Genomic DNA, 26,418 nt, shown 5'->3' on the forward strand with positions numbered 1-26,418 from the left:
CCTTCCCATCGCGACCGGCTTGGAAAGCGGAATCGGGCGTACCTGGTCGAAAGAACCGACCAGGTACGCCCGGAACGACCAGGTACGCCCGGAACGACCAGGTACGCCCGGAACGACCAGGTCAGCGGGACGGCCCCGTCGCGGCGTCGATCAGCGTCGACGCGGCACGGCGGGCATGCGCCGCGGGCTCCGTGGTGCCGGCGATGGCAGCAGTGGTCTGCGCGCCCTCGGCGAGCAGGGCGAGCTGTGCGGCGAGTTCCTCGGCACGGTCCGGATCGGTGACGACCTCGGCGGTGAGCTCCTGCACGAATCGCTGGAACGAGTCCTTGTGGGCGCGGGCGATCTCGGCGACCGCGGGCGAGGTCGCGCCGAGCTCGCCGAAGGCGTTGATGAACCCGCAGCCGCGGAACGTGTCGTCGCCGAACCACGACTCGAGGAAGTCGTACACGGCGAGCAGCTTGTCGCGCGGGGTCGTGGCCGCCTCGACCGCACCGTGCACGCCGCGCTCCCAGATGTCGTGGCGCCCGGACAGGACGGCCGCGATGAGCTGCTCCTTGCCCGGGAAGGCCGCGTAGAGCTTCTTCAGCGAGACGCCTGCGCCCGTGCGGATCTCGTCCATGCCGACGGACTGGATGCCGCGCGCGTAGAACAGCTGGTCGGCGACGTCCACGATGTGTGCGCGGACGTCGGCGTCGACCGTGCTGATGGTGCTGGTTGCCATGACGTACCCCGTTCGCTGCGTGTTCACCGTTCCCGAGTTGCGCCGGGAACGATCGTTCTCTAGTGTAAGGCACATCGACGGAGAACGGACGTTCTCCGCGAGGCTCAGGGAAGGAAACGATCATGGGTGCCATCACCGTCGGAACCGAGAACAGCGTCGACATCGAACTCCACTACGAGGACAAGGGAACCGGTCAGCCGATCGTGCTGATCCACGGCTTCCCCCTCGACGGCAACTCGTGGGAGGGCCAGACCCCGGCCCTGCTCGAGGCCGGCTACCGCGTGATCACGTACGACCGCCGCGGCTTCGGGCAGTCCTCGCAGCCGAGCACCGGCTACGACTACGACACCTTCGCCGACGACCTGCACACCGTTCTCGAGACCCTCGACCTGCGCGACGTGATCCTGGTCGGCTTCTCGATGGGCACCGGCGAGATCGCCCGCTACATCGGCCGCCACGGACAGGACCGCATCGCGAAGGTCGCGTTCCTCGCCTCGCTCGAGCCCTTCCTGGCCATCACCGACGACAACCCCGACGGCGCCGGCCCGATGTCGTTCTTCGAGGGGATCGCCGCCGACGTCAAGAAGGACCGGTACGCGTACTTCACGAACTTCTACCAGGACTTCTTCAACCTGTCGGAGAACCTCGGCTCGCGCATCTCGGAAGAGGCCGTCCGCAACGCCTGGAACGTCGCCGCCGGCTCGGGTGCGATCGCGTCCGCCGCAGCACCGCTGACCTGGCCGACCGACTTCCGTCAGGACATCCCGAAGGTGACCGTCCCGGCGCTCATCGTGCACGGCACGGCGGACAACATCTTGCCGATCGACGCCACCGGTCGACGCTTCACCAAGGCGCTGCCGGCCGCGAAGTACGTCGAGATCGAGGGCGCCCCGCACGGCCTGCTCACCACGCACACCGCCGAGGTGAACGAGGTCCTGCTCACCTGGCTCGCCGAGTAGCCGCTCGCATCGTGAGCAGAAATGGTCGGGTTCCCACCGGGGACCCGACCATTTCTGCTCACCGAGCGAACGCGCCCTGCGTCAGTCCTCTTCCGCGGCGTCGTCGGGGTTCGTGACCTGGGCGTGCCCTGCATCGTCGAGGTGGATCGAGGTGCCGTCGTCGAGCTCGACGATCGGCTTGCCCTCGAGGAACGTCAGGGTCCAGCCCCAGGTCCCCGTGTCGACCGACTCGGCCGCCAGTTCGTCCTCGACCCCGCGCACGGCGACGACCATCGCCTCGGGCAGTCGCGCAGGCGGCTCCCCACCCACGCTCCATCGTGTGCCCAACTGCATCCGTGCCTCCTGTCCGGTGGTGGACGGGCCGGGTCGCCGACGCGACCCGGCCCGGACGACCGACGTTACGCCTGCTGTTCCGCCAGCTCGATCTCGGTGACGGCGAGCTCGTCGCCGTCGACGAACGACAGGTTCTCGATGCGGCCGACGGCCGCCAGGTCGACCGCCGCGCGCTCGATGAGCGCCCGCGTCTCGGCCGGCGCGGCGACGACGGCACGCGTGACGGGCGTCTTCTGGGACGCCTTCGCCGACGTCTTCGCGCCGCGGATCCCGATGAGCGCCTGTCCGACGGCCGCGAGCAGCCCGGTGGGGGCCGCGTCGGTGGGCAGGTCAGCAGCGGTCGGCCAGGAGGCCCGGTGCACGCTGGTCTCGTGGGTCCAGGCCCACACCTCTTCCGTCGCGTACGGGAGGAACGGTGCCAGCAGTCGGAGCAGCACGTCGATCGCGCCGCGCAGCGCCAGGACCGCGCTCGCCTGGGTCTCGTGCGTCGCGTCGGCCGCCGTGCCGTAGGCACGTTCCTTCACGAGCTCGAGGTAGTCGTCGCAGAAGGTCCAGAAGAACCGCTCCGTGATCTCGAGCGCGCGGGCGTGGTCGAAGCCGTCGAACGCGGCGGTGGCCTGCTCGACGACCGCACCGAGCTCGGCGAGCATGTCGACGTCGAGTGCCTCGGTCACGCTCGTGGCGCCCTCGGGCAGCGGGAAGCCGTAGACGAACTTCGCGGCGTTCAGGACCTTGATCGCCAGACGACGGCCGACCTTGATCTGCTTCGGGTTCTGCGGGTCGAAGGCCGCATCGGTGCCGAGCTTGGACGAGGCCGCCCAGTAGCGGACCGCGTCGGCGCCGTGCTGCTCGAGGATCGACAGCGGCGTGACGACGTTGCCCTTCGACTTCGACATCTTCTTGCGGTCGGGGTCGACGATGAAGCCGGAGATGCTCGCGTGCTTCCACGGCACGGTGTCCGCTTCGAGCTGGCTGCGGAGCACCGTCGTGAAGAGCCACGTGCGGATGATGTCCTGTGCCTGCGGGCGGACGTCGTACGGGTACACCAGGTCGTACAGCGCCGGGTCGGTCTCCCACTTGCCCGCGAGCTGCGGGGTGAGCGACGAGGTGGCCCAGGTGTCCATGACGTCGAGCTCGCCCTGGAACCCGCCGGCGACGCCGCGCTGGTCCTCGGAGTAGCCGGGTGCCGGGTCCGACGACGGGTCGACGGGCAGCTGCGCCTCGGTCGGGACGATCGGCTGGTCGAACACCGGGTTGCCATCGGCGTCGAGCGGGTACCAGACCGGGATCGGCACGCCGAAGAAGCGCTGGCGCGAGATGAGCCAGTCGCCGGACAGGCCACCGACCCAGTTGTCGTAGCGGACGCGCATGAAGTCCGGGTGGAACGCGATCTCCTCGCCGCGGGCGCGGAGCGTCGTCTTCAGGGCTTCGTCGCGGGCGCCGTTGACGATGTACCACTGGCGGGTCGAGACGATCTCGAGGGGCTTGTCGCCCTTCTCGAAGAACTTCACCGGGTGGTTGATCGTCTTGACATCGCCGACGAGCTCGCCGGACTCGGTCAGGGCGTCCACGACGACCTTCTTCGCCGAGAACACGGTCTTGCCGGCCATCTCGGCGTAGAGCGCCTTGCCGGTCGCCGACTCGATCCACGCGGGCTCGTCGGAACGGACACGGCCGTCGAAGCCGAGGATCGCGCGGTTCGGCAGCTGCAGCTCGCGCCACCAGACCACGTCGGTGGTGTCGCCGAAGGTGCAGACCATCGCGATGCCGGCGCCCTTGTCCTTCTGCGCCAGGTGGTGCGCGAGCACCGGGACCTCGACGTCGAACAGGGGCGAGCGGACCGTGGTGCCGAACAGGTCCTGGAACCGCTCGTCGTCGGGGTGTGCGACGAGGGCGACGCACGCCGGCAGCAGCTCGGGACGGGTCGTCTGGATCACGACGTCGTCGCCGCCGTCCGCACGGTGGAACGCGATGCCGTGGTACGCGCCGGGCATCTCCTTGTCCTCGAGCTCGGCCTGCGCGACCGCGGTGCGGAACGTGACGTCCCACAGGGTCGGGGCGTCGGCCTGGTAGGCCTCGCCGCGCGCGAGGTTGCGGAGGAAGGCACGCTGCGCGCTCGCCCGCGAGGTGTCGTCGATGGTGCGGTACGACTGCGTCCAGTCCACCGACAGGCCGAGGGTGCGGAAGAGCTCCTCGAACTGCTGCTCGTCCTGCACCGTGAGCTGGTCGCACAGCGCGATGAAGTTGCGGCGCGAGATCGGCAGCTGGTCGGCGGCCTTCGACGACTTGCCGTCGCCGCCCTCGAACGGCGGCGTGAAGTCGGGGTCGTAGGGGAGCGTCGGGTCGCAGCGGACGCCGTAGTAGTTCTGCACGCGGCGCTCGGTCGGCAGGCCGTTGTCGTCCCAGCCCATCGGGTAGAAGACGTGCTTGCCCCGCATGCGCTCGAACCGCGCCTTGAGGTCGGTGTGCGTGTACGAGAAGACGTGCCCGATGTGCAGCGACCCGGAGGCGGTCGGCGGCGGGGTGTCGATCGAGTAGACGGCGTCGCGGTGGCCAGCGGCGTCACGGTCGAAGCGGTAGGTGCCGTCCTGCTCCCAGACCGGCCCCCAGACGTGCTCGAGTCCGTCGACGCTGGGCTTCTCGGGCATGGGCTTGGTCATGGCTGCGCCTTCCGTGCGTGTGTGCGGCACCGAGTCCGTGATGAGGTGCCTGAGTGTCCACGCCTGGTGCGTGGTGTCCCAAGGTTACCCGGTGCCGGAGACCCGGAGTCGACCGCGGGAATGCTGGATGGGGAATTCTTTCGGCGGAAATACGCAAATGCCGCACGAATGCAATTGTTTGCATTGATCGGAAATGCTCGTAGGGTGCAATCCGTGAATACCTTCGAGAAAGTCGCGACCGCCTTCGTCGGTGTGGCCGCGCTGCTCCTGCCGATGTCCCCGCCGGTGCCGGCCGCGGCCGCGACCGGTTCGGCTCGGTTCGGGATCGGTTCCGGCATCGACACCACGGCGGACGGCGCGAAGGTGGCCCTCGCGGCGGGGCTCGGCGTGGGGACCGCTCGGGTCGACCTGTGGTGGACGGGCGTCGAGAAGGCCCGGGACGAACTCGTCATGCCCGCGTCGTACCGGAAGTCCGTCGACCGTCTCCGCGCGGCGGGGATCCGACCGCTCATCGTCCTCGACTACGGCAATCCCCACCACGACGGCGGTGGTGGTCCGACCACAGCCGCCGGCATCGCCGCGTTCGCGCGGTACGCGGGGTTCGTCGCCGCGACGTTCGGCCCGGACGTGGCGGGGTACGAGATCTGGAACGAGTGGCCGAACACCGTCGCGCCGGAGGCCAGCAGCGCTGCACGCTACGTCGCACTGACCCGGGCGGCGTCCGCGGCCGTCCACGCCGCGGCGCCGGGCTCCGTGGTGGCGGGTCCCGCCATGAGCCTGCTCGGGGCGGACGGCCTGCACCCGTGGCTCCGGCAGTGGCTCGCCGCAGGTGGTCCGGCGACGGTCGACGCGGTGTCGGTCCACGCGTACACCGGGACACGACCGCCGGAGACGACTCTGGGGCCCGCGATGCGGGAGCTCCGGACGGCCCTCACGGCGCAACACCGCTCCGTCCCGGTCTGGTGGACCGAAGGCGGCTGGCAGGCCGGTCCGCCGGGGCAGGCGGGTACCGTCACCCCCGCAGTGCAGTCCGCCTGGCTGGTGCGCTGGGGAGCGCTCGCCGCGCACCTCGGTGTCACGCTCGTCGTGCCGTTCACCCTGAACGACGCGGGGTCGACACCGACCGGGTACGGCCTGTACGGCTCCGCCAGTGGTGGGTACACGGCGCGGCGGGCTGCCGCGGCCTACGCGGTCCTCGTGCGCACCGTCGGTGATCGCCGGTTCGTGGCGGTCGAACGGGCCGGCACGGGCGGGGTCTGGATCGTCAGGTACGGCTCGGGCGGGGACGTGGTCCGCGTCGTCTGGTCGACGTCGGGAGTCCGCACGACGTCGGTCGGCGTGCCGGGCGGCTCCTCGCTGGTCTCGGCGACCGGGGCGACGAGCCGGCTGACCGTGGTCCGCGGTGCGGCGTCGGTGCGGGTCCGGGCGGCCCCGGTGTTCCTCCGCTCCGATCGGTGACGCGTCGGAGCGGTAATTACCACACCGACCTGTCGGACACGCCGGAGACCTGGTAGTCTGTCGGAGTTTGTCCGGCGAGCGCGGGTTCGCAGGTACTGCACCGTTGCCGTCCGCCGGACGCCCGAAGGACGCACCGCACACCGGAGGAACGACTTGGCACCGAACGACGCACCCCACCCGCACGGCGATCGGCCGTTGCCGCACGGCGACCGACCGCTGCGCTCGAAGGGCGCTGCGAAGCGCGCTCGGCGCAAGCTGACGAAGGACGACGTCACCGTCGTCGAGGAGTCGCTGCTCAAGCGCGCCGTGGCGGCCGCCGCTCTCGGCAACGCGATGGAGTGGTTCGACTTCGGCATCTTCGCGTACCTGACCGTCACGATCTCGCAGGTCTTCCTGCCGCAGGGCGACCCGGCCGCGAACATCGTCGCGACCTTCGGGTTCTTCGCCGCGGCGTTCATCGTCCGACCGATCGGTGGCGCCGTCTTCGGTCCGATCGGCGACCGGATCGGCCGGCAGAAGGTCCTCGCGCTGACGATGATCCTGATGGCCGCCGGCACGCTGATGATCGGCCTGATCCCGTCGTACGACTCGATCGGCTTCTGGGCCCCGGTCCTGCTGCTCGTGGCCCGCTTCGTGCAGGGCTTCTCGACCGGCGGTGAGTACGGCGGCGCCGCGACCTTCATCGCCGAGTACTCGCCCGACAAGCGCCGTGGGTTCATGGGCTCGTGGCTCGAGTTCGGCACCCTGGCCGGCTACGTGCTCGGCGCGTCGATCGTCACCGGCCTGCAGTTCGGCCTGTCCGAGGACGCCCTGCTCAGCTGGGGCTGGCGCATCCCGTTCATCATCGCGGGCCCGCTCGGCCTGATCGGGCTGTACCTGCGCCTCAAGCTCGAGGAGACCCCGGCCTTCCAGAAGCAGCAGGAGCAGGCCGCCGAGCGCGAGGGGCAGAAGACCCCGTTCCTCAAGCTCTTCGCCGAGAACTGGCGCGCCCTCATCATCTGCATCGGCCTGGTCCTGGTCTTCAACGTGACCGACTACATGCTGCTGTCGTACATGCCGACCTACCTCGAGCAGAACCTCGGCCAGAACGCCACGTTCGGCCTCATCCTGATCGTCGTCGTGATGCTGCTCATGATGGTCGTCATCACGTTCGGTGGCCGGCTGTCCGACAAGTTCGGTCGTCGCCCGGTGCTCGCCGCCGGCTGCATCGGCTTCATCCTGCTGTCCTGGCCGGCCCTCAAGCTCGTCCAGACCGGCACGGGCGTCGGGGTGTTCTCCGGCCTGCTCATCCTCGGTGTCGTGCTCGTCACGTTCACCTCGACCATGCCGTCGACGCTGCCCGCGCTGTTCCCGACGATCATCCGCTACGGCGCCCTGGCGATCGCGTTCAACGTCTCGGTGTCGCTGTTCGGTGGCACGACCCCGCTCGCGACGTCGGCGCTCATCAACGCCGCGAAGGACGCCGGCTACGGCTGGGCCGAGGACATCCCCGCGTTCTACCTGATGCTCGCAGCGGTCATCGGGCTCGTCGCGGTGTACTTCACCAAGGAGACCGCGTCCACTCCGCTCATGGGGTCCGGCCCGACGGTCGGTTCCGAGGACGAGGTCGCCGGCGTGATCGACGACTACAACGACCCGACGTCGGAGTTCGCGCAGTCGGACTGGGCGAAGGAGTTCGCGACCAGTGAGATCCCGATCATCTCGGGCGACGCGGCGAAGAAGGAGTCCGCGGACTCCTGACCCCGGTCACACCCTCCAGTCGCGTTCAGAGCCGTGGGGGACGTCACGCGCGCAGCGACAGTTCGCGGACGCGGCACCGCGCGAACTGTCGCTCAGTCCGTGAAGTCGGCTGCGGGGCCCGCCGCCAGCCGCTCGGCGGCCTGCAGCAGGTGCGCGGTCACGGGGTGCGCGGGGCGCGCGAACACCGTCGCGGCGGGGCCGTGCTCGACGACCGCGCCCCGGTGCACGACGAGCACGTCGTCGGCCATCCGGCGCACGGCCCGCAGGTCGTGCGACACGAACACCATCGCCACGCCGGTGTCGTCGCGGAGCCGCTCGAGCAGGGTCAGCACGGCGTCCTGCACGGTGGCGTCGAGGGCGGTGACCGGCTCGTCGAGGATGATCACCTCGGGGTCGGTGGCCAACGCCCGGGCGATCGCGAGTCGCTGCCGTTGCCCACCGGACAGGGTCAGCGGCGACCGCGTCCGGAGCGCCGGGTCCAGGTCGACCTGCCGCAGGGCCGCGTCCACCCGGGCGGCGAGGGAACCACGGGCGCGGCGGTCGTCGCCCCGCGAGAACGCGTCGGCGAGGACCCGCTCGACCGACCACCGCTCGTCGAACGTGGCGCCGGGGTCCTGCACGACGGCCGCGACCCGGTGGCGGCGGGGTCGTCGGTCGTGTTCGGGGAGCGGTACCCAGGGGGCTCCGTCGAGCGAGACCGTGCCGGCGTCGGGCGTCTCGAGCCCGAGGAGCATCCGCGCCAGGGTGGTCTTGCCCGACCCCGAGGCGCCGATCACCCCGAGCACCCGCCCGCGGCCGAGCCCGAACGACACGTCGTCGACGGCGCGGACGCCCTCGTAGTCGCGCGCGAGCCCCGCGGCGACGAGGACGCCAGCCCTTCCGCCAGCCCTCCCGCCGTGCCCCGTGCGAGGTTGATCACTCCGTGCGTCGTCGGAAGCTCGCACGGAGTGATCAACCTCGCACCGAGCGCCAGTGGCCGCGCGCACCAGGGCCTGCGTCGCGGCGTGCTGCGGATCCTGCAACACCGAGGCGACCGGGCCCTGCTCGACGATCCGGCCCTCGTGCATGACGGCCACCCGGTCGGCCCACCCCGCGACGAGCCCGAGGTCGTGCGTGATGACGAGCAGCCCCGCCCCGCGCCGCTGCGCCGCCCGCAACTGCTCCATCACGGTGACCGCGACCCCGGCGTCCAGTGCGGTCGTGGGCTCGTCGGCGACCACGAGCGCTGGCGCCCCGATGGTGGCCGCGGCGATGAGGGCCCGCTGCCGCATCCCGCCCGACAGCGTGCCGGCGAGTCGGCCGTCGGTCGCGATGTCCGGGTCGAGGCCCACCGCTCGCAGGGCATCGCGCACGGCGTCCACGCGCTCGGCCGCACCCATCTCGGTGTGCAGGCGGAGGCTGTCGGCGACCTCTCGTCCGACGGGACGCAGCGGGTCCAACGCGCCCAGGGCCTCCTGGCCGACGTAGCCGACCCGCGACCCGCGCACCTGGCGCCACCGACGATCGGAGAACGCGCGGACGTCGAGGCCGGCGACGGTGAAGGCGTCGGCGCGGACGGCGGAGCCGGGTGCGGACAGACCGAGTGCGGCGCGGGCGGTGACGGTCTTGCCGGAGCCGGAGGCGCCGACCAGGGCGACGCACTCACCGGCGTCGACCCGCAGCGCGACGTCGTGCACGATCGGTGTGCCCGCGATGGCGACGTGCAGCGCCTGGACCTCGAGGACGGTGGTCATCGGACGACTCCTGTTCGGCGGATCGCGCGACCGAGCACGGTGACGGCGGTCGCGAGCACCACGATGGCGAGCCCGGGGAAGGTGCTCATCCACGGTGCGGTCTGCAGGTAGGTCCGGCCGTCGGCGAGCATCGCGCCCCACTCCGGAGCCGGGGGTGGTGTGCCGACGCCGAGGTAGCTCAGCGCCGAGGCCCAGACGATCGCCTGGCCGACACCGAGCGTGGCGACCGCGACGACGGGCCAGAGTGCGGTGGGCAGGACGTGCCGGACCACGACGCGGACGGGGGAGCGGCCGAGCAGCACGGCGGTCTCGACGACCTGCGACGACCGGGCCGCGCGGACCAGGCCACGGACGATGCGGGCGTAGCCGGGGGCGGTGGCGAAGCCGACGGCGAGAATGGCGGGCACCGGGCCCGGGCCGGTGACGGCGATGACCACCAGGGCGACGAGCAGCAGCGGCAGGGCGAACGCGACCTCGGTGACGCGTCCGATCACGGCGTCGAGCAGTCGGCCGATGCGCCCGGCGCCGGCGCCCAGTCCGGCGACGACCCCGAGCACGACGCCGGTCCCGCCGCCGATCAGGGTCGCGGCGACACCGACCACGAGCGAGGCCCGCGTGCCGGCGACGACCCGCGACAGGACGTCGCGTCCGGATTCGTCGGTGCCGAACGGGTGGGCGCCGCTCGGTGCGAGCAGCGCCTCCGACGGGTGCACGGCGAGCGGGTCCGCGCCGCCGAGCAGCGCCGGCCACGCGGCCGCCACGACGGCGAGCAGGACCACGGCACCCGCGACGGCGCCGGGGACGCCGAGGCCCCGTCGCCGGCGACGTGCTGCTGCCGGTCGTCCGTCGACCGGTTCACCGGCCAGGAGGCTCGGCTCGGCGATGCCGCTCACCGCGCCGCCGCCTCGGGGCCGGGTCCACGGCGTCGGGCGGCGCGTAGAGCACGCGCGCGTCCTGTGCGTGGGGTTCCGGTGCGCGGGTCGACGACGCGCTCGACGAGGTCCGCGACCGCGAGCACCACGACGTAGGCGGCGGCGGACACCAGCGCAATACCGGCGACGAGCGGCATGTCCCGCTGCGTCACCGCGGTCACCAGGGCGCGACCGATGCCGGGCAGCGCGAACACGGACTCGACGACGACGGCGCCGGACACGAGGGACCCGAAGGCCCAGGCGGACAGGGCGATCCCGGGCAACGCCGCGTGGCGGAGCAGGTGCCGGGCGAAGAGCCCGAGGCGGGTCTCTCCACGGCCCCGTGCGGCGAGGGCGAAGGCGGACCGTTGCGCGTCGACGACCCCGTCGCGCACGGTCTCGGCCAGGTACCCGGCGACCGGGACGGCCACCGTCAGCACCGGGAGCACCCAGCCGCGCACGGTTCCGTCGCTGACCGCGGGCACCCAACCGAGGGCGCTCGCGAACACCACGATGAGCACGCTGCCGAGCCAGAAGTGCGGCATCACGCTCGCGGTGACGCTCAGCGCGCTCGTCAGCCCGGCTGCGAACCGACCGCGCTGCGTCGACCACCAGGCCGCGACGATCGCCAGGACCCAGGCGACGACGAGGCCGGCCACCGCCAGGGTGAGCGTGACGGGCAGCTGCTGGCCGAGCAGCGTCGCGACCGGGGTGCGGAAGGCGTACGAGTCACCGAGCTGCAGGGTGGCGAGGCGTCCGAGGAACACCGCGTACTGCACGAGCACCGGCTGGTCGAGGCCGTACTCGTGCCGGACCTGGGCGACGGCGTCGGCGGAGGCCTGCGAGCCCGGACCACCGAGGATCGCGAGTGCGGGGTCGCCGGGGATGAGCCGGATCGCGACGAACACGATCGTCGCGACGGCGAAGAGGACGCCGATCCCGCCCGCGAGCCGTCGGACGGCCCACCACACCCAGGGCATCCGCGTCAGCGGTCGATCCAGGCCGTGCCGAACCAGGGCGTGGACACCGAGGTCGTCTGGATGCCGTGCACGGCCGAGCGCACCAGGAAGTGGTTCTGCTGGTCGTAGAGGGGCAGCACGGTGTCGCTCGCCAGGATCGTCTTCTGCGCCTGCTCGTACAGGTCGGCGCGCTCGTCGGCGTCCGAGGTGCGGGCCGCCTGCTCGAGCAGGGTGTCGAGTGCGGGGTCGTCGAGCTGCGCGAGGTTCGCGAAGTACCCGGACGGCGCCGGCTCGATGCTCGCGCTGTCGTACAGGATGCGCAGGACGTCGGGGCCGACCTTCGTGTACGGGGCGCTGACCACGTCGTACTCGTTCGCCGCGAGGGCCGCGTACCAGCTGGACAGGTCGAGTTCGTCGAGCACGACCTTGAACCCGACGGCCTTCTCGGACGCCTGGATCTGCTGGAACAGGCTGCGCTCGGCCGGCACCGACTGGTTCGTCGACACCGGGAACGTCACGGTGAGCTGCTGGCCGTCCTTGACGCGGATGCCGTCCGACCCGACCTTCCAGCCGGCGTCGTCGAGCAGCTGCTTCGCCTTCGTCGGGGAGTAGTCGAACCGGCTCTTCTCCGAGTACGCCAGCGGTTCGGCACTCGAGAGCACGGAGTACGAGCGCTTCGCGGTGCCGAGGAACAGCGACTGCAGGCCGGGGTCGATCTCGGCACCCGCGATGAACGCCTGCCGCACGGCCTCGTCACGGAACACGCCGTGGCCGGAGTTCAGCTCGAGGCGGTTCGAGGCACCGGGGCGCGGGGCGTCGAGGTCGCGGATGGCGCCCTTCGCCGACGCTGCCTTGAGCTGGTCGGGCTGCGCGTTGTCGATGACGTCGACCTGGCCGGACTGCAGCGCCGCGTAGCGCGACGTCGAGTCGGGCAGGAACCGCCACGTGATGCCGGACAGGCGCGGCATCGTCTTCCCCCAGTGGTCGGTGTTCTTCGTCAGGGTGACGCGGTCGCCGTGCTTCCACCCGGTGACCTCGAACGGGCCGGTGCCGACGGGCGACTCGCAGTTCGTCGCCTGCTTGCGCTCGAGTGCCTTCGGGGACTCCATGCCGACCCACGGCTGCGAGAAGGACTCGAGCAGCGCGCTGTCCGGACGGCTCAGCGAGAGCGTCACGGTGTGGTCGTCGGTGGCCGTCGCCTTCGTGATGGACTGCAGCGCGAGGTACCCGGTGCTCGACGCGGTGGCCGGGTCCTGCACGTGCTCGATGTTCGCCACGACGGCGGCGGCGTCGAACGGGGTGCCGTCGGTGAAGGTGACGTCGTCGCGCAGCGTGAAGGTGAGGGTCTTGCCGTCGTCGCTCGTGGTCCACTTCGTCGCGAGCTCGGGCGTCGGCTCGCCGTCCTTGAGCCCGACGAGCTCCTCGATGTACTGCGTCGCCAGGAGCGCCTGCGGGTAGTTGCCGCCGACGTGCGGGTCGAGGCAGGTGGGCTCGGCGTCGCCGGAGGCGTACGTCAGGGTCCCGCCGCTCACCGGCTTGCTGCTCGTGGTGCTCGTCCCGGCGCCGCTGCACCCCGCGAGGACGAGGACGACGGCGGTGGCGCTCGCGACGGCGGCGACGGTTTTCTGTACTGAGTCCAAGATCATGGCTGGACGAGTCTAGCGGTTTACTGGGGCCCATGGACGAACCGATCCGCCGCGGTGGCCGGCCCCGACGCTCGAGCGCCGAGGTCCTCGCGGACGCCGCTGCCGAGCTGTTCCTCGAGCAGGGGTACGCACGCACCACGGTCGACCAGATCGCCGTGCGTGCGGGGGTCAGTCGCGCGACGTTCTTCAACTACTTCACGGCGAAGTCGGACGTGATGTGGCTCGAGCTCGACGCCGCGGTCGCGGGGCTGCCCGGGTACCTGGCGGCCTCGACCGAACCCAGTGCGGTGCGCGCGGTGGAGCAGGCCCTGCTCGCCGCGGCCCGGGCCCACGACCCCGAGCGGGTGCCGTGGGCGGTCGCGCAGGCCGAGGTGATGGGCATCGGCTCCGAGCTCGTCGCCGGGGTCGCCGTCCGGGTGATGGCGCAGCACGGGGCCGTCGCCGCCTTCGTGGCCGGGCGCACGGGGGAGCAGCCGGGGTCGCTCTGGCCGCAGACCGTGTCGGGCGCGGTGCTCGGGGCGGCTGCTGCGGCGTTCGGGGTGTGGGTCGCCGACGGGGTGGCCCGCCGGCCGCTCGTCGAGTACGTCGCGGCGGCGCTGACCCCGGTGGTCGCCGGCCTCGACGCCCGCTGACGCCGGTGACGGCCGCCCGCGCGTCAGTCGGTGCGCAGCGTCCCGGCGCCGCCGGCGGCCACGTCCGAGGCCGTCCCGTCGCGCACCACCTCGGGCACCTCGTCGCTCGTCGGCCGCAGCGAGGCGTCGCCCGGGTAGCTCAGCGTCAGCACGGCTTCCTCGATGTACGGGCTGTCCTCGAGCGACTTCTCGACGTCGCGCAACCGCACCGCGACGTGCTCCTCGTTCTCGTTGCCCGTCAGGTCGACGGCGGCGACGAGGTACACCCGCGACGGACCGACGAACTCCAGGTGCAGGTAGGTGACACGTTCGATCTGCGAGCGGCCGAGCAGCTCGACGAGCACGGCGTTCTCGAGCTCGGGCGACGTGCTCTCGCCGAGCAGGAAGCGGCGGTTGCGGTCGATGAGGATGATCGCCACGACCCCGAGCAGCAGGCCGATCGCGATGGAGCCGATCGCGTCGAAGATCGCCAGGCCGGTGATCTGGTGCAGGAACACCCCGAGGAACGCGACGACGAGGCCGATGAGCGCAGCGGCGTCCTCGGCGAACACGGCCCGCAGCGTCGGGTTCGAGGACTGCAGCACGTGGCGCAGCACCGGCACCTTGCGCTTCGTCGCCGCTCCGTGCGCCTGGCGGTAGGCCTGCAGGAAGCTCGTGCCCTCGAGGCAGAACGACAGCGCGAGCACGATGTAGTTGAGCAGGACGTCCTCGGCCGGACCCGTCTCGCCGAGCTCGGAGATGCCGTGGTAGATCGACACGATGGCGCCGGCGGTGAACAGCCCGAACGCGGCGAACATCGACCAGATGTAGGTCTCGCGTCCGTACCCGAGCGGGTGTGCGGTGTCGCGCTTCCGCGCGCCCCGTCGTTCGGCGACGAGCAGGAAGATCTCGTTGCCGGTGTCCGCCCACGAGTGCGCCGCCTCGGCCACCATCGAGGCCGAACCCGAGATGAGCGACGCGATGGTCTTCGCGATCGCGACGAGCAGGTTCGCGCCGAAGGCGATGATGACGGTGAGGGAGGACTCCGGGCGTTCGCCGGAGGCAGAGTCGTCGGGCATCCCTCCAGCATGCTCCCGTCCGCTAAACTCGTGTCACACGAGCGTCGATCCGGCCATCACCGGGGAGCTCCCGGAAGAACGCGGTCCGCGCGAGCGGCTCGTCAGTAGAACCGGGCGGACCGGGCCGCACCGAACCCGAACACGAGCGGTCGTGACGTGCGGACAGCACGGCGTGGCAAGCGAGGTGGTACCGCGGAGCCTGCTCCGTCCTCGTGGAGATCGAGCGAACCCACAAGGAGTCCCGGTGCCGTACCCGTTGAACGCCGATGCCGATGGCGTCGTCCCCTCGCCGTCCTTCCCCGCCGTCGAGCGGGGGATCCTCGCCTTCTGGAAGGGCGACGACACGTTCCAGGCGTCCATCGACCAGCGCCAGGGCTGCGACGAGTGGACCTTCTACGACGGCCCGCCGTTCGCGAACGGCCTGCCGCACTACGGTCACCTGCTGACCGGGTACGCCAAGGACGTCTTCCCGCGCTACCAGACCATGCGCGGCAAGCAGGTGCACCGCCGCTTCGGCTGGGACACCCACGGGCTGCCCGCCGAGCTCGAGGCGATGCGCCAGCTCGGCATCACCGAGAAGCACGAGATCGACGAGATGGGCGTCGACGTGTTCAACGCCGCCGCCAAGAAGTCCGTGCTGCAGTACACCGACGAGTGGCAGCAGTACGTCACCCGCCAGGCGCGCTGGGTCGACTTCGAGGACGACTACAAGACGCTCGACACGACGTTCATGGAGAGCGTGCTGTGGGCGTGGAAGCAGCTCTGGGACAAGGGCCTGGCGTACGAGGGCTTCCGGGTCCTGCCGTACTGCTGGAACGACCAGACGCCGCTGTCGAACCACGAGCTGCGCATGGACGACGACGTCTACAAGATGCGCCAGGACCAGTCCGTCACGGTGTCGTTCCCGCTGCAGGGTGCGCGCGCCGAGTCGCTCGGGCTGGCCGGCGTGCGTGCGCTCGCCTGGACGACGACCCCCTGGACCCTGCCCACGAACGCCGCGTTGGCCGTCGGGCCTGCGGTCTCGTACGTGGTGCTCCCTGCGGGGCCGGGAGGCGCGGCTGACGGCGCCGACGCCGGTTCCGTCCACTACCTGCTGGCTTCGGACACCGTGGCCGCCTACGCGAAGGACCTCGGCTACGAGACGGCCGAGGACGCCGCTGCCGCGGTCGTCCGCACCCTGGCGGGTGCGGAGCTCGACGGCGTCGAGTACGAGCGCCTGTTCGACTTCCTCGCCGATGCCGAGGGCATGGAGCACGCCTGGCGCATCCTGGTCGCCGACTACGTCGAGACCGGCGAGGGCACCGGCATCGTGCACCAGGCCCCGGCCTACGGTGCCGACGACCAGGTGGTCTGTGCTGCCGCCGGCATCCCCGTGGTGCTCTCCCTCGACGAGGGCGGTGTCTTCACCTCGCAGTTCGGCGAGGTCGCCGGCATGCTCTGGTCCGACGCGAACAAGCCGCTGACCAAGTCCGTCCGCGACGCCGGTCGTCTGTTCCGCCAGGCGTCCTACGAGCACAGCTACCCGCACTGCTGGCGGTGCCGGAAGCCCCTCATCTACAAGGCCGTGTCGTCGTGGTTCGTGCGGGTCACCGACTTCCGCGACCGCATGGGCGAGCTCAACCAGGACATCAACTGGGTGCCGGAGAACGTCAAGGACGGCCAGTTCGGCAAGTGGGTCGGCAACGCCATCGACTGGTCGGTGTCGCGCAACCGCTACTTCGGCACGCCGATCCCGGTGTGGCAGTCCGACGACCCCGAGTACCCGCGCACCGACGTGTACGGCTCGCTCGAGGACATCGAGCGCGACTTCGGCCGCCTGCCGCTGAACGCCGACGGCGAGGTCGACCTGCACCGCCCGTTCATCGACGACCTGACCCGCCCGAACCCCGACGACCCCACGGGGAACTCGACGATGCGCCGGATCACCGACGTGTTCGACGTCTGGTTCGACTCCGGGTCGATGCCGTACGCCCAGGTGCACTACCCGTTCGAGAACCGGGAGTGGTTCGAGTCGCACAACCCGGCCGACTTCATCGTCGAGTACATCGGGCAGACCCGCGGCTGGTTCTACGTCATGCACGTGCTGTCCACCGCGCTGTTCGACCGACCGGCCTTCAAGAACGTCATCAGCCACGGCATCGTCCTCGGCTCGGACGGCCAGAAGATGTCGAAGTCGCTCCGGAACTACCCGGACGTCTCCGAGGTCTTCGACCGCGACGGCGCCGACGCCATGCGCTGGTTCCTGATGTCGTCGTCGGTGATCCGCGGTGGCAACCTCGTCGTCACCGAGGAGGGCATCCGCCAGGGCGTCCGCGAGTTCATGCTCCCGCTGTGGTCGACCTACTACTTCTTCACCCTGTACGCGAACGCCTCGGGGGAGTCGGGGTACCAGGCCACCCGTCGAACGGACAGCACCGACGTCCTCGACCGGTACCTGCTCGCGAAGACCCGGGTGCTCGTGTCCGACGTGCAGCAGCACCTCGACGCGCTCGACACCCCGCTCGCGGCCCAGGCCGTCCGCGACTTCGCCGACGTGCTGACGAACTGGTACGTCCGCCGGTCGCGCGACAAGTTCTGGACCGGGGCCGACGGTGCGGCAGGGGACGACGCTCGTGCGGCCTTCGACACCCTGTACACGGTGCTCGAGACCCTGACCCGCGTCGCGGCCCCGCTCGCCCCGCTCGTCACCGAGGAGATCTGGAAGGGCCTGACCGGTGGTCGGAGCGTGCACCTGACGGACTTCCCCGACGCGGCCGAGTTCCCCGCCGACGACGCCCTCGTCGCGGCGATGGACCGCGTGCGCGACGTCGCCTCGAAGGGCCTCGCGCTCCGCAAGGCGACCGGCAAGCGCGTCCGGCTGCCGCTCGCCACGCTCACCCTCGTGGTGCCGGACCCGGCGGCGGTCGAACCGTTCGCCGACATCCTGCGCGACGAGCTGAACGTCAAGCGGGTCGTGCTCGAGGCCCAGGCCGAGGAGTCACTGGCGCAGTACGGCATCGAGCGGAAGCTCACCGTCAACGCCCGCGTCGCCGGCCCGCGCATCGGCAAGGCCGTACAGCAGGTGATCCCGGCCGCGAAGAAGGGCGACTGGACCGCGACCGAGTCCGGCGTGACAGTCGGCGGTGTCGACCTGGTCGAGGGCGAGTACACGCTCGACCTCACCGTCGCCGACCCGTCGGTCGCCGTGGCGTTCCTCGACGAGGGCGGTTTCGTGGTGCTCGACACCGTGACCACGCCCGAGCTCGAGGCCGAGGGGCTCGCCCGCGACGTCGTCCGTGCCGTCCAGCAGGCCCGGCGCGACGCCGACCTGGACGTCAGCGACCGCATCGTCCTGACCCTCGGGGTCGACGAGGCCGCCGACGCGTCGGTGCGCACCCACCAGCAGCTCATCGCGGGGGAGACCCTGGCGACGAGCGTCGAGATCGTGCCCCTCGGGGCAGGCGCCACCACCGATGTCGGTGACGGCGCGAAGGTGACCGTGGAGGTGTCACGCGCATGAGCGACGACGACCAGTACGACGAGCACGACCAGCACGACCAGCACGACGAGGACGGCATCCGGATCCCGGTGGGCCCGTCCGGAGACGCTCCGGTCGAGGCCGTGCCGTACGGCGGTGACGACGACGAGGTCAAGCGCGTCGAGGCCGCCCTGTACGCCCGGATCGGTGAACAGTCGCCCGAGCACCGCCTGACCGCGACCCGTCGCGCCGTCGAGCTGCTCGGCGACCCGCACCTGGCGTACCCGGTGATCCACATCACCGGCACGAACGGCAAGACGTCCACCGCGCGCACGACCGAGAGCATCGTCCGCGCCCACGGTCTGCGCACCGGCCTGATGACGAGCCCGCACCTGGTGTCGATCCGGGAGCGCATCGTCATCGACGGGCAGCCGATCGAGCCGAGCCGGCTCGTCGAGAACTGGGACGACATCGCCCCGGTCCTCGAACTGACCGACCAGGAGCTCACCGCCAGGGGCGAGCTCCCGCTCACCTTCTTCGAGGCACTGACCGTCCTGGCCCTGGCGTGCTTCGCCGAGGCGCCGGTCGACGTCGCCGTGATCGAGGTCGGCATGGGCGGCGAGTGGGACTCCACCAACGTCGTGCAGAGCCAGGTCGCGGTGTTCACGCCGATCGCCATCGACCACGCGAAGCAGCTCGGCAGCACCGTGGCGGAGATCGCGCGGACCAAGTCCGGGATCATCAAGCCGTCGTCCGCCGTGGTGTCGAGCGAGCAGGTCCCCGAGGCACTCGTCGAACTCGAGCGTGCCGCGGAGCTCACCGAGTCGACCCTCGCGGTCGAGGGCACCGGGTTCAGTGTCCTGGACGTCACGCCCGCGGTGGGCGGACAGCTCATCACCGTGCAGGGGATCGCCGGCCGCTACGACGACCTGTTCCTGCCGTTGTTCGGTCGGCACCAGGCGCACAACGCGGCCGTGGCGATCGCCGCGGTCGAGTCGTTCCTCGGTCGGGGCACCCAGGCGCTCGACGAGGACGTCCTGTCCGAGGGCCTCGCCGGTGCCACCAGCCCCGGTCGCCTCCAGCCGATCGCCACCGACCCGACCGTCGTGGTCGACGCGGCGCACAACCCGCACGGTGCCAAGGCCCTGGCCGAGGCCCTGCCCGTGGCGTTCCCGTCCGAGCACGTCGTCGGCGTCGTCGGGATCCTCGGCGACAAGGACGCCCGAGGGTTCGTCCGCGCGCTGAAGGGCACCGTCGAGACCTTCGTCGTCACGCAGCCCCCGGGGGAGCGTGCCCTCGACGCGGACGCCTTCGCCAAGGTCGTCGTGGACGAGGTCGGCGCGGATCGCGTCGTGGTCGAGCCGTCACTCGCCGCCGCGCTGCAGCAGGCACGCGACCTGGCGGACGAGGCGGACGCCGAGGACGCCCTCGTGCTCGTCGCGGGCTCCATCGTGATGGTGGGTGCGGTCATGGACCTGGTCCACCGGGAAGGCGAGACGAAGTGACGAACGCACCCAGGGCCTCCCGTCCGACGCGCGCACCGCGCACCCGGAAGCCGCGACGCGACCGCGGGGCGCAGGAGAGCCTGCTGTCGATCGCGCTCGTGCTCGAGGCGATCATGTTCTTCTTCCCGATGCTCGTCGTGTTCGGCAAGGGGACCCTGCCGCCGGCCCTGGCGTTCGGCGGCGGCATCGGTGCGATGGTCGTGCTGGCGCTGGCCTCACGTCTGACCGGCAACCCCGCCGGTGTAGGGTTCGGGTGGCTGCTGCAGGCGGCCATCCTCGCCACCGGGTTCATCGAACCGTTCATGTTCGCGGTCGCCGTGGTGTTCCTGGCGCTGTGGGTCTTCTGCTTCGTCAAGGGCGGTCAACTCGACCGTCAGAACGCCGCGCGCCGGGCCGCCATGGGCGAGGACTGACCACCCCTCCGATCCCGCGAACACACTAGGAGTACTGCGTGTCCGACCTCGAAGAGACCCTCGTCCTCGTCAAGCCCGACGGCGTCGCCCGCCAGCTCACCGGTGAGATCCTCCGCCGCATCGAGTCGAAGGGCTACGAGATCGTCGACCTGAAGATGCTCACCGCGCCGCGCGACCTGTTGGACGCGCACTACGAGGAGCACCAGGGCAAGCCGTTCTTCGAGCCGCTCGTCGAGTTCATGCAGTCCGGTCCGGTCGTCGCCGTGCGCGTCGCCGGCAACGGCGTGATCGCCGGCTTCCGGTCGCTCGCCGGCACCACCGACCCCACCAGCGCCGCACCCGGCACCATCCGTGGCGACCTCGGTCGCGACTGGGGCCTCAAGGTGCAGCAGAACCTGGTGCACGGGTCGGACAGCACCGAGTCGTCGGCGCGCGAGCTCGCGCTCTGGTTCGCCTGAGACGCCGGGGGAACGACTCGTGACGAACAACGACCGACCCACCAAGAACGAGCGTCGCCAGCACGCGCGTGAGGTCTCGCGCCAGCGCGCCGATGCCGAGAAGCGTCGCAAGCGCCGCAACAAGTGGTTCCTGCAGGGCGGCATCGGCCTGGGCATCATCGCGATCGCCGCGATCATCACCCTCGTCGTGGTGAACGTGAACAACGCACCCGCCGTGTCCGCTGCCGGGCCGAAGAACATGGCCACCGGCGCGATCCAGTTCACCGGCGAGGGCGGCGAGGTCACCCCGGTGACCACGAAGGCCGTCACCGCGAAGGGCACCCCGTCGGCGGTCCCGACGTCGAACACCGACGGTGCGGTCGCGGTCACCGAGTACGTCGACTGGGCCTGCCCGGTCTGCAAGCAGTTCGAGGGCGCCTACGCCGACCAGATCCTGGACAAGGTGAAGTCGGGCGACGCGACGCTGGCCATCCAGCCGGTGTCCATCCTCGACCGCAGCTACCAGAGCTCGCGCTACGCCAGCCGGGCCGCGAACGCCGCGATGTGCGTCGCGAACTACGCGCCGGACAAGTTCCTGGACGTCCAGACGCAGTTCTTCGACAACCAGCCCACCGAGGGCACCTCGGGCCTGACGAACGCCGAGATCGCGAAGCTCGTGAAGGCGGGCGGCGCGACCGGGTCGAACGTCTCCGAGTGCCTGTCGACCGAGCAGTTCAAGGGCTGGGTGACGAAGTCCACGAAGCTCGTCACCGCGGACGAGGCACTGCAGGGCACGCAGGGCTTCGGCACGCCGACCGTGGTCGTGAACGGCAAGCGCCTCGACGACCTCAGCACGGTCATCACCGCGATCGACGCCGCGGCGAAGTAGCACCACCCGCACGAGCGAAGGCCCCCGCTTCCATCCGGAAGCGGGGGCCTTCGTCGTCGCGCTGCCTCGTGCCTACGCGGCGCCGCCGTTCTGCTCGACGAAGGACGCGAAGGCGTCGGTGTCGGTCAGGGAACCGGTGAACTGCTTGCCGTTCACGATGATCGTCGGGGTGCTCGTCACCTTGTCGAGTGACGAGTTCGGGATCGGGTCGTTCATCACCCGGTTCGTGGCGTCGGCGACCCACCCGGCGAAGTGCTGCCCGGTGATGCACGAGGCGACCTTGCTGTTCGTCGCGCCGGCGTCCTTCGCCAGGGACGCGAGTTCGTCGTTCGTCAGGCCCTTGGTGCTCTCGGACGGCTGGTTCTCGTAGAGCGACGTGTTGTACGACAGGAACGCGTCGGGGTCGTAGTCCGCGACACAGGCGGCCGCGGCGGCTGAGCGCGTGGAGTACTTCGACCCGAGCGACACCCGGTCGAGCAGGTTGAACGGGTGCAGTTCGAGCGTCGCGGAGCCGGCCTTCACCCACTGCTCGATCTGGTCCATCTGCGCCGTCTCGAACTGGTTGCAGTACGGGCACATGTAGTCCGAGTACACTGTGATGTTCGCCACCGAGTCGTCCTGCTCCGTCGCCGTCGGGGTCCCACCGTCGGGTGTCGCCTTGGTCTCGACGGGCACGATCTCGCCGCTCTGGCCGGTGAACAGGATGCCGTCGCTCGCCATGTTCCGCGGCCCGGGCCCCGCGGGTTGCACCGAGTTCGCGATCACCAGGACGACCACGGCGACGACCGCCAGGCTGCCGACGATGATGCCGCTGATCCCGAGCGTCTTGTTGCGGCGACGTCGGGCCTGCTCCTGCTCCCGGGCTTCGCGAGCGCGCTCTCGGGCGGCGTCGCGACGGACCTTCTTGCTCTCGTTCTCGCTCATCGAGATCGAGCGTAGGTGCTGCCCGGAGGTCGATCGGGCGTCCTGCCTGGGAAGCCCCCAGGAATTCGGTGACGCGTCATCGATGTGTCATCGGTGCCGCATCGAGAACGCCCAGCAGCAGATCAGAAGACCGTCAGGATGGTCGGGAACTTGATGATGATCGTCACGACGATGAACAGGTAGTTCGCCAGCGGGAACGCCCAGCAGAACGGGAGCAGTGCCCGGCCGACCCGCTGGATGCGGGCGCCGAAGCGGCCCTGCGCGGCGTTCCAGATCGTGAACACCCAGAACATCGGGATCGTCATCGACCACACGAGCATGCACCACGGGCACAGCGCGCCGATGAACCAGACGGTCTGGGTGAAGAGCCACGTCACGAAGACCCACGCCAGGAACACGCCGGCGTTGAACGCGATCCAGAACCACCGCGAACCGTTGCGGAAGCCCGCGAGCATCATCACCGCGACGGCGATCGGCGCCACGAAGCCCATCACGCCGAGCAGTGGGTTCGGGAACCCGAACAGGTGGCCCTGCCAGCTCGCCATCACGTCCGAGCAGCTGATGAACGGGTTCACGTCGCACGAGAGCACCGTGTCGGGGTCGGCGTACTTCTTGAACTCGTCGAGCACCAGGGAGAAGGACCCGTACAGGCCGACGAACCCGGTGATCAAGAGGAAGACGGCCATCGCGATCGGACGACGGGGGGCAGGCGCTGACGTGCTCACGCCGTCATCATCGCATGCGGCTTCCGGTCCTTTCCGGGAGCGGCGTGCGATACTGGCCGGAGGTCGTGCGGGCAACCGCAGACCGAAGAGAGCTTTCCGGGCAGTGCCCCACGGGGCAGTGTCCGGACGATCAGGTGCGGTGAGAGCGCACCGTGGTCGGGACAGCGTCACTCCGACGCCGAGCCGACCCGGGCCGGGTGCCCGGACCGGAACGGCAGCGGACGCAACGAGAAGTTGACGCAGACCGATCACGAAGACAGCGAGCGCGGGGCGTCGACGCCACCGCCACAACCAAAGAATTCCCGCCGCCTGACAAGGGTGCGAGTGGGGCCGAGGAGTGCGCCAGTCCATGGTGGAGCAGAACAACGACAACACGACCAACGACGAGAACGCCCCGAAGCGTCGGACCCGCCTGTTCGGCGGACGCCGCGCCCGGTCATCCGGCCAGCAGGTCGCGGCCGACGCCGTGCAGGTGCCGGCCGTCGACGAGCCCCTCGCGCTGACGGACGGGGCACCGGCGGACGGGGCACCGGCAGAAGCCGTGTCCGTCGCGGTCGAAGCCGTCTCCGCGCAGAGCGCCGAGCCGGACGACGTGAGCACGCTGACCGGCGACCTGCCGGTGGTCACGGCCGAGCCGACCGAGCCCGCAGCCGACGTGGCGGAGCCGAGTGGTGCCTCCCGTCCGACCGAGACCGAGCCGACGGCCGGGGCGAGCGAACCCGCCGCCCCCGCCGAGCCGTTCGTCCCGAAGGCGACGAGCACGCTCAGCCTGATCTTCCACGCCCCCGTCCTGCCGGAGCTGCCGCGTCGTGCCGCGCGGTACGAGCGCGACGAGGACGACCGAGACGACCGCTACGAGCGCTCCGACCGCTCCGACCGCTCCGAGCGATCCGAGCGCGAGGACCGGTTCGACCGCGATGACCGGTACGACACCGACGAGCGTGAGGAGCAGGGCGGATCCCGCCGGCGCTCGCGTCGTCGGGGGAGCAGCGCCGACCGCGAGGCCCGTGCGCCCCGCGAGCCGCGCGACCACCAGGAGCCCCGCCGCCGCGAGCCCGAGCTCATCACCGAGCCGCAGCGCATCAAGGGCTCGACCCGGCTCGAGGCGAAGAAGCAGCGTCGCCGCGACGGCCGTGACGCCGGACGCCGCCGCCAGGTCGTGAGCGAGGACGAGTTCCTCGCCCGCCGCGAGAGCGTCGACCGCCAGATGATCGTGCGCTCCAGCTCGTCGACCATCGAGATCGGCGTGCTCGAGGACGGCATCCTCGCCGAGCACTACATCACCAAGTCCGAGAACGTGTCGCTGATCGGCAACGTCTACCTCGGCAAGGTGCAGAACGTCCTGCCCTCGATGGAGGCCGCCTTCGTCGACATCGGCCGCGGCCGCAACGCCGTGCTGTACGCCGGCGAGGTCGACTGGAACTCGGTCGACACCAGCCACGGCCGTCGCATCGAGGCCGCGCTCAAGCCGGGCGACAAGGTCCTGGTCCAGGTCACGAAGGACCCCGTCGGCCACAAGGGCGCCCGCCTGACCAGCCAGGTCTCGCTGCCCGGTCGCTACCTGGTCTACGTGCCGAACGGCTCGATGAACGGGATCTCGCGCAAGCTGCCCGACACCGAGCGTGCGCGCCTGAAGAAGATCCTCAAGGAGGTCCTGCCGGAGCACGCGGGCGTCATCGTGCGCACCGCTGCCGAAGGTGCGACGGAAGAGCAGCTCACCCGCGACGTGCAGCGCCTGACCAGCCAGTGGGAGGCCATCCAGAAGAAGGTCGCCGGTGGCCAGGCCCCGGTGATGCTGCACTCGGAGCCGGACCTGCTCGTCAAGATCGTGCGTGACGTCTTCAACGAGGACTTCACGAAGCTCATCATCGACGGCGAGGCCGCCGGCGGCACCATCGACGAGTACCTGTCGGCCGTCGCGCCCGACCTGAAGGACCGCGTCGTCCGCTACGAGGGCCCGGACTCCTTCGAGGAGTACCGCCTGAACGAGCAGATCGACAAGGCGCTCGACCGCAAGGTCTGGCTGCCCTCCGGTGGTTCGCTCGTCATCGACCGTACCGAGGCCATGACGGTCGTCGACGTCAACACGGGCAAGTTCGTCGGCTCCGGGGGCAACCTCGAGGAGACGGTCACGAAGAACAACCTCGAGGCCGCCGAGGAACTCGTCCGCCAGCTCCGCCTGCGCGACATCGGCGGCATCATCGTCGTCGACTTCATCGACATGGTGCTCGAGGAGAACCGCGACCTCGTGCTCCGCCGCCTGATCGAGTGCCTGAGCCGCGACCGCACGAAGCACCAGGTCGCCGAGGTCACCTCGCTCGGCCTCGTGCAGATGACCCGCAAGAAGATCGGCGTCGGCCTGCGCGAGTCGCTCGACGAGGTCAACGCGAAGGTCAACGACAACAACGCCGACCCGGGCCCGAGCAAGGGGCGTCGCAAGGGACGCAGCGGTGCCGGCGGCAACGGCAGCGGCAGCAACGGCAACGGTGGCAACGGGCACGGCAACGGCGGGGGCAACTCCGGCGGTGGCTCGGGTTCCGGTTCGTCGAACGGGCAGTCGAGCCAGGCGCACCAGATCACCGACGACGTGAAGAGCGCGCTGTCGCGGATCGCCGCCTCGACGATCCCGCACGAGGACTCGCCGGCATCGCCGACCTCGGCGGAGGCACCGACCTCGGCCGACGTCCCCGCAGCGACGTCCGCGTCCGAGGACTCCGGAGCGGGCGAACAGCCCACCGGGTCGAAGCGTCGGCGCCGTGGCGGCCGTGGTGGACGGAGCGGTGAGCAGTCGAACGCTGCCGCGACCGAGGCCACCGAGGTCGCTGAGTCGGCGCCCGTCGCAGTCGAGGCGGAGGCCGCTGTCGAGACGAAGCAGGCCGAGCCGAAGCGCGACCAGCCGAAGCAGGCTGCGCCGAAGCAGGCGGTCGCCGAGGCTGCTGCTCCTGCCGTCGAGCCGAAGGCCAAGGCCCCGGCCCGCCGTCGGGTCAGCTCCAGCGCGACGGTGACTCCGACCGACAACACGGTCGCGATCCTGGACATCCCGCTCAACGCCGCCCCGAAGCGCGAGCCGCGTCAGGTCGCCCCGGACGCCGAGTCGCTGTTGGACTCCGTGCTCCAGGCGCTGCCCGAGCCGAAGCAGCCGGGTCAGGGCCGTTCGCGGTCCCGCCGGGTGTCGTCGCCGAGCATCAGTGCGCCGGCCACGACCGAGGGTGCGTCCGGCGAGGACACCGACGGCTCCGTCATCCTGGGGAACTGAGC

The 26,418-nt window shown here is 70.7% G+C and carries 20 protein-coding genes; 10 read left to right on the top strand and 10 right to left on the bottom strand.

Features of this window, described 5'->3' with window-relative positions:
* Positions 1–121 precede the first annotated feature (121 nt).
* The gene (locus EDF47_RS08775) at positions 122–721 is read right to left on the bottom strand and encodes a TetR family transcriptional regulator (RefSeq protein ID WP_133936727.1); all 600 of its coding nucleotides are present in this window, start codon (positions 719–721) and stop codon (positions 122–124) included.
* 122 nt (positions 722–843) lie between these two features.
* Here EDF47_RS08775 and EDF47_RS08780 point away from each other — a divergent pair, with 122 nt between their 5' ends.
* Positions 844–1,680 carry an alpha/beta hydrolase gene (locus EDF47_RS08780; protein ID WP_133936725.1) on the top strand — a complete coding sequence of 279 codons (837 nt, stop codon included), beginning with the start codon at positions 844–846 and terminating at the stop codon, positions 1,678–1,680.
* 81 nt (positions 1,681–1,761) lie between these two features.
* Here the strand turns inward: EDF47_RS08780 and EDF47_RS08785 are convergent, their stop codons facing one another.
* Positions 1,762–2,013: a hypothetical protein gene (locus EDF47_RS08785; protein ID WP_123293970.1), complete on the bottom strand. Its 252-nt coding sequence runs from the start codon at positions 2,011–2,013 to the stop codon at positions 1,762–1,764.
* Between the two features lie 65 nt (positions 2,014–2,078).
* A complete protein-coding gene (valS, locus tag EDF47_RS08790; RefSeq protein ID WP_166673210.1) occupies positions 2,079–4,673 on the bottom strand; it encodes a valine--tRNA ligase in 2,595 nt (864 codons plus the stop codon).
* Positions 4,674–4,886: 213 nt separating this feature from the next.
* On the opposite strand from valS, the gene EDF47_RS08795 reads away from it, so the two are divergent.
* Both EDF47_RS08795 and proP read left to right on the top strand, forming a co-directional pair.
* Positions 4,887–6,131 carry a glycosyl hydrolase gene (locus tag EDF47_RS08795; RefSeq protein ID WP_133936723.1) on the top strand — a complete coding sequence of 415 codons (1,245 nt, stop codon included), beginning with the start codon at positions 4,887–4,889 and terminating at the stop codon, positions 6,129–6,131.
* A 153-nt stretch (positions 6,132–6,284) separates the two neighbouring features.
* A complete protein-coding gene (gene proP / locus EDF47_RS08800) occupies positions 6,285–7,871 on the top strand; it encodes a glycine betaine/L-proline transporter ProP (protein ID WP_243834030.1) in 1,587 nt (528 codons plus the stop codon).
* Between the two features lie 92 nt (positions 7,872–7,963).
* Here proP and EDF47_RS08805 read toward each other — a convergent pair whose 3' ends face one another.
* From EDF47_RS08805 to EDF47_RS08820, 4 genes are read right to left on the bottom strand one after another with little or no spacing between them, the layout of a single operon-like run.
* Positions 7,964–9,604 carry an ABC transporter ATP-binding protein gene (locus EDF47_RS08805; RefSeq protein WP_133936721.1) on the bottom strand — a complete coding sequence of 547 codons (1,641 nt, stop codon included), beginning with the start codon at positions 9,602–9,604 and terminating at the stop codon, positions 7,964–7,966.
* Complete coding sequence (locus EDF47_RS08810) at positions 9,601–10,497, bottom strand: ABC transporter permease (protein ID WP_243834031.1); 897 nt, start codon at positions 10,495–10,497, stop codon at positions 9,601–9,603. The genes EDF47_RS08805 and EDF47_RS08810 overlap by 4 nt, the downstream gene beginning before the upstream one ends.
* Positions 10,494–11,495 (bottom strand): ABC transporter permease, encoded by a 1,002-nt coding sequence (locus tag EDF47_RS08815; protein WP_133936719.1) that lies wholly within the window; start codon positions 11,493–11,495, stop codon positions 10,494–10,496. Before EDF47_RS08815 ends, EDF47_RS08810 begins: the two co-directional genes overlap by 4 nt.
* A 5-nt stretch (positions 11,496–11,500) precedes the next feature.
* The gene (locus EDF47_RS08820) at positions 11,501–13,120 is read right to left on the bottom strand and encodes an ABC transporter substrate-binding protein (RefSeq protein ID WP_133936717.1); all 1,620 of its coding nucleotides are present in this window, start codon (positions 13,118–13,120) and stop codon (positions 11,501–11,503) included.
* Between the two features lie 32 nt (positions 13,121–13,152).
* Here EDF47_RS08820 and EDF47_RS19795 point away from each other — a divergent pair, with 32 nt between their 5' ends.
* A complete protein-coding gene (locus EDF47_RS19795) occupies positions 13,153–13,752 on the top strand; it encodes a TetR/AcrR family transcriptional regulator (protein WP_123938849.1) in 600 nt (199 codons plus the stop codon).
* Positions 13,753–13,775: 23 nt separating this feature from the next.
* Here the strand turns inward: EDF47_RS19795 and EDF47_RS08830 are convergent, their stop codons facing one another.
* The gene (locus tag EDF47_RS08830) at positions 13,776–14,810 is read right to left on the bottom strand and encodes a cation diffusion facilitator family transporter (RefSeq protein ID WP_123938848.1); all 1,035 of its coding nucleotides are present in this window, start codon (positions 14,808–14,810) and stop codon (positions 13,776–13,778) included.
* Between the two features lie 244 nt (positions 14,811–15,054).
* Between EDF47_RS08830 and ileS the strand changes: the two genes are divergently transcribed.
* The 5 genes from ileS to EDF47_RS08855 are packed head-to-tail and all read left to right on the top strand — an operon-like array spanning position 15,055 to position 21,511.
* On the top strand, positions 15,055–18,309 hold the full coding sequence (ileS, locus tag EDF47_RS08835; protein ID WP_133936715.1) for an isoleucine--tRNA ligase: 3,255 nt from the start codon (positions 15,055–15,057) through the stop codon (positions 18,307–18,309).
* Positions 18,306–19,772, top strand: a complete 1,467-nt coding sequence (locus EDF47_RS08840) for a folylpolyglutamate synthase/dihydrofolate synthase family protein (protein WP_208320937.1) — start codon at positions 18,306–18,308, stop codon at positions 19,770–19,772. The genes ileS and EDF47_RS08840 overlap by 4 nt, the downstream gene beginning before the upstream one ends.
* The gene (locus tag EDF47_RS08845; protein WP_133936713.1) at positions 19,769–20,185 is read left to right on the top strand and encodes a DUF4233 domain-containing protein; all 417 of its coding nucleotides are present in this window, start codon (positions 19,769–19,771) and stop codon (positions 20,183–20,185) included. Before EDF47_RS08840 ends, EDF47_RS08845 begins: the two co-directional genes overlap by 4 nt.
* A gap of 38 nt (positions 20,186–20,223) precedes the next feature.
* The gene (ndk, locus tag EDF47_RS08850; RefSeq protein ID WP_111084529.1) at positions 20,224–20,643 is read left to right on the top strand and encodes a nucleoside-diphosphate kinase; all 420 of its coding nucleotides are present in this window, start codon (positions 20,224–20,226) and stop codon (positions 20,641–20,643) included.
* A 19-nt stretch (positions 20,644–20,662) separates the two neighbouring features.
* Positions 20,663–21,511: a thioredoxin domain-containing protein gene (locus tag EDF47_RS08855; RefSeq protein WP_133936711.1), complete on the top strand. Its 849-nt coding sequence runs from the start codon at positions 20,663–20,665 to the stop codon at positions 21,509–21,511.
* A gap of 72 nt (positions 21,512–21,583) precedes the next feature.
* Here EDF47_RS08855 and EDF47_RS08860 read toward each other — a convergent pair whose 3' ends face one another.
* Positions 21,584–22,435, bottom strand: coding sequence for a thioredoxin domain-containing protein (locus EDF47_RS08860; protein WP_133936709.1), 852 nt, complete (start codon positions 22,433–22,435; stop codon positions 21,584–21,586).
* Between the two features lie 122 nt (positions 22,436–22,557).
* Positions 22,558–23,160, bottom strand: coding sequence for a vitamin K epoxide reductase family protein (locus tag EDF47_RS08865; RefSeq protein ID WP_243834032.1), 603 nt, complete (start codon positions 23,158–23,160; stop codon positions 22,558–22,560).
* Between the two features lie 349 nt (positions 23,161–23,509).
* On the opposite strand from EDF47_RS08865, the gene EDF47_RS08870 reads away from it, so the two are divergent.
* The gene (locus tag EDF47_RS08870) at positions 23,510–26,416 is read left to right on the top strand and encodes an Rne/Rng family ribonuclease (protein ID WP_133936708.1); all 2,907 of its coding nucleotides are present in this window, start codon (positions 23,510–23,512) and stop codon (positions 26,414–26,416) included.
* Positions 26,417–26,418: the final 2 nt, after the last annotated feature.

The organism is Curtobacterium sp. PhB190, assembly GCF_004365385.1.
Classification (GTDB): Bacteria; Actinomycetota; Actinomycetes; order Actinomycetales; family Microbacteriaceae; genus Curtobacterium.

What these genes read in the sequence shown, in the direction of transcription:
- EDF47_RS08775 (WP_133936727.1), bottom strand. Translation starts at nt 721, where the DNA reads ATGGCAACCAGCACCATCAGCACGGTCGACGCCGACGTCCGCGCACAC.
- EDF47_RS08780 (WP_133936725.1), top strand. Translation starts at nt 844, where the DNA reads ATGGGTGCCATCACCGTCGGAACCGAGAACAGCGTCGACATCGAACTC.
- EDF47_RS08785 (WP_123293970.1), bottom strand. Translation starts at nt 2,013, where the DNA reads ATGCAGTTGGGCACACGATGGAGCGTGGGTGGGGAGCCGCCTGCGCGA.
- valS (WP_166673210.1), bottom strand. Translation starts at nt 4,673, where the DNA reads ATGACCAAGCCCATGCCCGAGAAGCCCAGCGTCGACGGACTCGAGCAC.
- EDF47_RS08805 (WP_133936721.1), bottom strand. Translation starts at nt 9,604, where the DNA reads ATGACCACCGTCCTCGAGGTCCAGGCGCTGCACGTCGCCATCGCGGGC.
- EDF47_RS08815 (WP_133936719.1), bottom strand. Translation starts at nt 11,495, where the DNA reads ATGCCCTGGGTGTGGTGGGCCGTCCGACGGCTCGCGGGCGGGATCGGC.
- EDF47_RS08820 (WP_133936717.1), bottom strand. Translation starts at nt 13,120, where the DNA reads ATGATCTTGGACTCAGTACAGAAAACCGTCGCCGCCGTCGCGAGCGCC.
- EDF47_RS19795 (WP_123938849.1), top strand. Translation starts at nt 13,153, where the DNA reads ATGGACGAACCGATCCGCCGCGGTGGCCGGCCCCGACGCTCGAGCGCC.
- EDF47_RS08830 (WP_123938848.1), bottom strand. Translation starts at nt 14,810, where the DNA reads ATGCCCGACGACTCTGCCTCCGGCGAACGCCCGGAGTCCTCCCTCACC.
- EDF47_RS08840 (WP_208320937.1), top strand. Translation starts at nt 18,306, where the DNA reads ATGAGCGACGACGACCAGTACGACGAGCACGACCAGCACGACCAGCAC.
- EDF47_RS08860 (WP_133936709.1), bottom strand. Translation starts at nt 22,435, where the DNA reads ATGAGCGAGAACGAGAGCAAGAAGGTCCGTCGCGACGCCGCCCGAGAG.
- EDF47_RS08870 (WP_133936708.1), top strand. Translation starts at nt 23,510, where the DNA reads ATGGTGGAGCAGAACAACGACAACACGACCAACGACGAGAACGCCCCG.